The sequence below is a fragment of the Thalassospira sp. UBA1131 genome (assembly GCF_002311515.1).
Taxonomy (GTDB): Bacteria; Pseudomonadota; Alphaproteobacteria; order Rhodospirillales; family Thalassospiraceae; genus Thalassospira.
In genome coordinates, this window is sequence record NZ_DCAO01000057.1 from 1 (window position 1) to 6,620 (window position 6,620).

A 6,620-nucleotide genomic window follows, 5' to 3' on the forward strand; every position below is an offset into this window, starting at 1 on the left:
ACCGCAAGGGTCTTTTGCGATTCAAGCGTAAAGGAAACACCATCAAGCGCCTTGACCATGGCACTGGGTTTGCCAAAGCCACGATTGACCTCGTAGTGACGGACAAGATCATCGGATTCCAGAAGCGGAACACCGGGTTTGGTATCCAGAAAACTCATTACACAGTCTCCCCGGTGGTCGTATCAGCGGTCAGGCCGGTCGGCTGGCCCTGATCATTTAGCGGATAGAAGCAACGCACATCGCGGCCATTGAAGTCGGTGACCTCCGGGCGCGATTTCACGCAGTGGTCATTGGCATAACGGCAACGCGGTGCCAGTAGGCATCCCTGCGGGCGGTCATACTGACCGGGAACTACGCCGGGAATGGTGCGAAGACGGTCATGGCCTTCGGAACGTTCCGGCAGCGCTTCGAGCAGTGCCTGCGTATAGGGATGGCGGGGGGCTGCAAAAATGCTGTCAGCCGGGCCACTTTCAAACAGCTGACCGGCATACATCACCTGAATGCGGTTGGCTGCCTCCGACACCAGTGCCAGATCATGGGTGATCAGGATCAGGCCCATGTCGCTGTCTTCTTGCAGTTTCAGCAACAGGTCGATGATCTGGGCCTGAATGGTCACATCAAGGGCCGTGGTCGGCTCGTCGGCAATCAGAAGGCGCGGGTTACACGCAATTGCCATGGCAATGACGATACGCTGGCTCATGCCGCCCGACAGTTGATGCGGGTAGGCGGTCATGCGCGACTTCGGATCGGGAATGCCGACCTGGTTTAAAAGATCAAGCGTGCGTTCACGACGTTGCTTCTTGTTGCCGCCTTCATGGACCTTAAGGGCCTCCATGATCTGGGCTTCGACCGTGAAGCACGGATTAAGGGCCGACATCGGATCCTGAAAGATCATGGCGATGTCTTTGCCGGTGATTTCGCGGCGGCGTTTTGCCGGCATGGTGATCAGGTCCTGACCATCAAAGGTCAGGGCATCCGCGGTCACACGACCGGGAAAATCAATCAGACCCATTACGGCAAGCGATGAAACCGATTTACCCGAACCGGATTCCCCGACGATGCCAAGGACTTCGCCGCGATCAACAGAGTAGCTTACGGAATCAACAGCACGAAACGGCTTGTCTTCGGAGCCGAACTCGACTGTCAGGTTTTTTACTTCGAGAAGAGCCATGACTTACCGTTTCATCTTGGGATCAAGGGCATCGCGCAGGCCATCACCCATCAGGTTGAAGGCAAGCACGGTGACAAGGATGCAAAGGCCGGGGAAGGTGATCACCCACCAAGCGGAGCCCACAAATTCACGGGCCTCAGAGAGCATGGTGCCCCATTCCGGCAGCGGCGGCTGCGCGCCAAGGCCAAGGAAGCCAAGGGCCGCAGCGTCAAGGATCGCACTTGAAATACCAAGCGTGCCCTGCACGATCAGCGGTGCCATGCAGTTCGGCAGAATATTGACGAACATCTGGCGGACATGACCGGCACCGGCAATCTGCGATGCAATGACATATTCCTTGTTGAGTTCCGATACGACCGAGGCGCGCGTCAGACGCACATAGTGCGGCAACTGGACGATGGCGATGGCCAGCATCGCGTTTTCAAGCCCCGGGCCGAGGATGGCGACAATTGCAAGCGCCATCACCAGGCTGGGCAGGGCCAGCATGATGTCCATCAGACGCATGACAGCGACTTCAACCCAGCCACGGAAGTAACCGGCCACCATGCCAAGCACGATGCCTGAAACCATTGACAGGATGACAACAAACACGCCGATTGAAACCGACAATTGCGCGCCGTGGATAAGGCGAGACAGGATGTCACGGCCAACCGCATCGGTGCCAAGGATATAGCGCGGGTCCGAACCCTCCATCCAGATTGGCGGTTTCAGAAACGCAGCACGGTCCTGTGCAATCGGATCATAGGGCGCAACCCATTGCGCGGTCAGGGCCAGAAACAGAATGATCGCAATCACGATCAAACCGACATAGGCACCACGGTTCTTTCTGAAATAGTCCCAAGTTTCGCGCAGCGGGCTCGGCGGAGCTCCGACGGGCTCAACGGCTGCTGCGGACGGGGTGGTGTTCTCGCTCATCTCACAGCTCTCCCTAGCGCTTGTAACGGATACGGGGGTTAATAATCCCGTACAGCAGGTCGACGATCAGGTTCACGGCCATCACGAGGAAGGCAATCATCAGAATGCCGCCCTGAATGGTCGGATAGTCGCGACGGTTCATAGCTTCGATGATCCATTTGCCGATACCGGGCCAAGAGAAAATCGTCTCGGTCAGGATTGCACCGGCCAGTAGCACGCCGACCTGAAGGCCGATCACCGTGATCACCGGGATCAGGGCATTGCGCAGCGCATGCACCATGATTACCCGCATCGGTGCCAGACCTTTGGCGCGTGCAACGCGGATATATTCTTCGCCCAGAACTTCCAGCATCGAGGAGCGCGTCATACGCGCAATCACCGCCATCGGGATCGTCCCCAAGGCCACGGTTGGTAGGATCAGGTGACTGAATGCGCTGGCAAAAGCGCCTTTCTCACCACTCAGAAGGCTATCGATCAACATGAAACCGGTGACCGGTTCAAAGAAGTACATGACCGAGATACGCCCCGAAATCGGTGTCCAGCCCAAGGTGGTCGAGAAGAACATGATCAGAAGTAGAGCCCACCAGAAAATCGGCATCGAATAGCCAGTTAGGGACAACGACATCGTCAGGTGGTCGATCCACTTGCCGCGATGGATCGCGGCCAAAACCCCGAATGGAATCCCGAATATCACCGCGAACAGAATGCCCATGGTGGCAAGTTCGACTGTTGCCGGGAACAGAGTCAGGAATTCGTCAATGACAGGTTTTTTGGTGACGAAGGATTTGCCCAGATCGCCTTGGAATACGCCTATCAAATAATCGAAATACTGGACAATAACCGGCTGATCAAAACCGTATTGTGCCTTTAGTTCTGCGTATCTGACTGCATCTACGCCACGTTCGCCGGCCATCATCAGAATGGGATCACCGGGAATAAGACGGATCAGGAAAAATACCAGAAGGGTGACACCGAAGAAGGTCGGGATGATGTCCCCCAAGCGGCGAAACAGGAATCCTAGCATGCCATCGGGCCTTTTTATCTCCGGACGGTTTGTCCGTCCGGACGTCTCTCTCATTTACGAAATTGCAAAGAGGCCCGGAAAACCGGGCCTCTCTGATTAGGCTTTGATACGCTTATTCAGCGAGGTCTACACCGTAGAAGATGTGGCCACCGAACGGATCGATTTTGTAGTCAACAACTTCGTTACGGATCGGCTCAAACACGATGGAGTGTGCAATGGTTGCCCACGGTGCTTCGCGTTTGAAGACAACCTGTGCTTCTTCATACAGACGGGTACGCTCGAGAACGTCCGAGGTGGTTTTCGCCTGTTGAATCAGGTTGTCGAACTCTTCGTTGCACCACTGTGCACGGTTCGAACCGCCAACAGCGTCACAACCCAGAAGGACTGCGAGGAAGTTGTCGGGGTCGCCGTTATCACCGGTCCAACCGAGCATGAAGGTACCCTGTTCACCTTTTTTGGTGCGCTCAAGGTATTCACCCCACTCGTAGGATACGATCTCGGCGTTCACACCAATTGCAGCCCAGTCAGCCTGAACGAGTTCTGCCATACGGCGTGCGTTCGGGTTGTAAGGACGCTGAACCGGCATTGCCCAGATGTCAGTGGTGAAGCCGTCCGGATAACCAGCTTCCGCCAGCATGGCTTTTGCTGCTTCCGGATCATACGGGTCATCAACGGTGTCGTTGTTGTAAGACCAGATGGTCGGCGGGATCGGGTTTTTCGCAGCCGAACCAGCACCCTGATAAACACCTTCGATGATGGCATCTTTGTTGATTGCCATGTTCAGTGCTTTACGGACTTTCGGGTCGGTGAACGGCTCTTTCGCGGTGTTGTAACCGAGATAACCGACGTTCAGACCTTCCTGGCTCATCAGGTTGATGTCTGCATCTGCTTCCATCGCTTCCAGATCAGCCGGGTTCGGGTACGGCATGACATGGCATTCGCCAGCTTTCAGCTTCTGATAGCGAACGGTGCTGTCCGGGGTAATGGCGAAGATCAGGTTATCGATGGCCGCTTTGCCTTCCCAGTATTCCGGGAATGCTTTGTAACGGATAACCGCATCTTTCTGATAGGCAACGAGCTGGAACGGACCAGTGCCGACCGGGTTCAGGTCAACAGCTTCCGGGGTACCAGCTTCCATCATCTTGTCAGCATATTCAGCCGACAGAACAGAAGCAAAATCCATGGCCATGTTGGCAATGAACGGAGCTTCCGGACGGTTCAGAACGAACTTGACGGTGTAATCGTCAACTTTGACGATGTCCTTGACCAGGTCCGGCATGGACATGGCGTTGAAGTACTCATAAGAGCCACCGGAAACGCCATGATACGGATGATCTTTGTCAAACTGACGCATGAAGGTGAAGACCACGTCATCAGCATTGAAATCACGGGTCGGGGTGAAGTCTTCGGTGGTGTGGAATTTTACGCCTTCACGCAGGTTGAAGGTATATTCCAGACCATCAGCCGAAACGTCCCAGCTGGTCGCAAGACCCGGAACGATGGTGGTGGTACCGCGCTTGAACTGTACGAGGCGGTTGAAGACCTGACGCGAAGACGCATCGAAGGTCGTGCCTGCGGTGTAAAGCGACGGGTTGAAGCCTTCCGGGCTACCTTCCGAGCAATATACCAGGGTTTTTGCCGAAGCGGCGGTCGGAGCAGCAAGTGCGGTGGCTGCAAGCAGGCCTGCACCAAGTGCCACTTTGACGAAATTCGCTTTCATTAAATGCCTCCCTCAAGGCTGGTCCGAGCAAATCAATGCTGTCCGCGTGACATTTGATCCGGTCACGTTTGACAGCATATTTTGCAACGGACGAGGTTTACCCGATCCAACAGGTATGAATGTTGGCAATCGACGAGGGAAAGTAATCAGGGTTTCTGCGTATCGTCAACGGTTCCTGCGGGATTTTACGTAGTGCGACCGCAGGTTCGAATGATGAATTTAAGTCAAGTATTTGTTATTTTTATGAAATTCACTGTCCGGTTTCATCATTGCAGCAGTGCATTTTTTTCAAGGCTCAGCCGGTGAAATCGCTAAATCACGTGTTTAAAATGTGCTTTTAAACGATTCATATCTTATTGAATCATAATGATTCGTTTGATTTCACCCGGCCTTTTAGCCTCAATTTCTACCCTAGAGTGGTACTGAGTTCGGTGATTTGCACGATATCCGCGTTCCACGCCGCAACAAATCGATAAACATCCGCACCAAGCGACGGCCAGCCGTGGAACATCAGGCCGGCATCACGCAATTTTCCGGCAAGCTCCGTGGACATTTTGACAAACAGCTCGTTGCCCTCTGCCGCATGTGTAAGTGACGCGCCCTGTTTGATCAGGACGTCGGCAAGGGCCTGCGCTGCTGCGTTGGCATGGGCGGCATTTTTCAGCCAGACATCATCCTTGATATAGGCCAGAAGCTGGGTCGCCAGGTAGCGGTGCTTGGAATGCAGGTGGCCACTGCGTTTGCGCGCCTGCTCAATCCGGGATTTCAAGCTGGTGTCAAAAAGAACAATGGCATCAACCGCCATGGCACCATTTTTGGTAGCGCCAAAGCTGATGGCATCGACGCCGGCCTTCCAGGTGACATCGGCCGGATGGCATTTGAGATGTGCCATCGCGTTGGCAAACCGCGCCCCGTCCATAAACAGGCGCAGATCATGCTTGCGGCAGACCTCGCCAATCGCCTTGACGTCATCAACCGTGTAAACAGCACCAAGTTCGGTCGCCTGTGTGATCGCCACACATTCAGGCGACACCGAATGCACACCGCGATCAACAAGACCGCTGACAAAGCCATCAAGGCAATCTGCTTCAAGCTTTGCCGCCGGGCCATCCATCGGCAAAAGCTTCGCGCCGCCCGTGAAGAAGGCAACGCCGGTGCTTTCATCCTCGTTGATGTGGGCTTCATGGTGGCAAACCACCCCGCCATAAGGCGAAACAAGCGCAGACAGGCTTATACAGTTTGCCGCAGTACCGGTTGCTACCGGAATGACGGAAACTTCCTTGTCAAACAGCTCGGAAAAGGCAGCATCGAGTTGCTGGCTAAGATCGTCACCGCCATAGGCCGGCGCATTGACAGAGGTGTCCTTTGTCAGGGCTTCCAGAATTTCCGGGCAAAAGGGCGATACATTGTCCGAGGCAAAATTCATCTTAAATCTCGTCGTTTTTTGGTGGCATTCGGGCGGTGATATCACATGCAACTGGGCAGCATGGCAAGGTTGCGCTATTGACCAACGGTTTCCGGCAAAGCCTCGATCAACTCAATCGGACTGTTCCAGGCACAGACAAACCGATAGGCATCCGGACCAAGTGACGGCCAGGGGCGGAATATAATACCTGCATCGCGGAGCTTCTCGGCCAAGGCGTTGGTCATGTGAATAAACAACTCGTTGCCTTGGGGGGCAAAGGCGGGCTTTGCGCCCATGCTTGAAAGCGATTTGGCGAGTGCCTGTTGCGGCCGCGTTGGCGTGACGGGCATTGCGCAGCCAAAGATCATCTTCAAGATAGGCCAGA

The 6,620-nt window shown here is 54.8% G+C and carries 5 protein-coding genes and 1 pseudogene; all 6 read right to left on the minus strand.

Going from position 1 to position 6,620, the window contains the following annotated elements:
* Positions 1-157: 157 nt before the first annotated feature.
* Positions 158-1,171, minus strand: a complete 1,014-nt coding sequence (gene dppD / locus B3Z49_RS08775; protein ID WP_296990052.1) for a dipeptide ABC transporter ATP-binding protein — start codon at positions 1,169-1,171, stop codon at positions 158-160.
* A gap of 3 nt (positions 1,172-1,174) precedes the next feature.
* On the minus strand, positions 1,175-2,086 hold the full coding sequence (locus B3Z49_RS08780; protein ID WP_296990054.1) for an ABC transporter permease subunit: 912 nt from the start codon (positions 2,084-2,086) through the stop codon (positions 1,175-1,177).
* Between the two features lie 13 nt (positions 2,087-2,099).
* Complete coding sequence (locus tag B3Z49_RS08785) at positions 2,100-3,110, minus strand: ABC transporter permease subunit (RefSeq protein ID WP_008891562.1); 1,011 nt, start codon at positions 3,108-3,110, stop codon at positions 2,100-2,102.
* 112 nt (positions 3,111-3,222) lie between these two features.
* Positions 3,223-4,830 (minus strand): ABC transporter substrate-binding protein, encoded by a 1,608-nt coding sequence (locus B3Z49_RS08790; protein ID WP_296990056.1) that lies wholly within the window; start codon positions 4,828-4,830, stop codon positions 3,223-3,225.
* Positions 4,831-5,236: 406 nt separating this feature from the next.
* Positions 5,237-6,256 carry a threonine aldolase family protein gene (locus tag B3Z49_RS08795; RefSeq protein ID WP_296990059.1) on the minus strand — a complete coding sequence of 340 codons (1,020 nt, stop codon included), beginning with the start codon at positions 6,254-6,256 and terminating at the stop codon, positions 5,237-5,239.
* 74 nt (positions 6,257-6,330) lie between these two features.
* A pseudogene (locus B3Z49_RS08800) lies at positions 6,331-6,620 on the minus strand (hypothetical protein); the annotation flags it as partial.